General features: G+C 50.3%; 1 protein-coding gene. It reads left to right on the top strand.

Translation table 11 applies throughout. The annotated features are described in order from the left end of the window. Positions 1–334 (top strand): chitin-binding domain-containing protein (locus tag F0U44_RS24295; protein WP_188113652.1); only part of this gene is annotated, 334 nt, incomplete at both ends.

The raw sequence follows: 334 nt of genomic DNA, 5'->3' as shown, positions 1-334 counted from the left end.
GCGAAGGTCGAAAATCGCGTCAGATCCGGAGACGTCACCGGCTCGTATATCTACAAGGACGGCAAAAATGATCTCATCAAGGTACGTTACTGGTCAGACCGAGACGGTTTCCACCAGGAAGACAACTTACCTAAGGTCGAGCTGAAACCAGTAGAAGAGGCTCCAGATGTGAGGGCTGCTCGTATAGCTCATGAAAAAGCATGGCAAGAAGCTCCTGCCGCTGCTGCACAACAGCCCGATCCTCAATACGCCCTCAAAGCTCTTCCTAAGGATTATTACCAGCAGACCTACAAAGCCCTTCCAAGTGATTATTACCAACCACAAGCATCCGAAC

It is taken from the genome of Nocardioides humilatus (genome assembly GCF_008373755.1).
Classification (GTDB): Bacteria; Actinomycetota; Actinomycetes; order Propionibacteriales; family Nocardioidaceae; genus Nocardioides; species Nocardioides humilatus.
The sequence above is the reverse complement of the archived record's forward strand: the minus strand, read 5'-3'. Positions and strand labels throughout refer to the sequence as shown.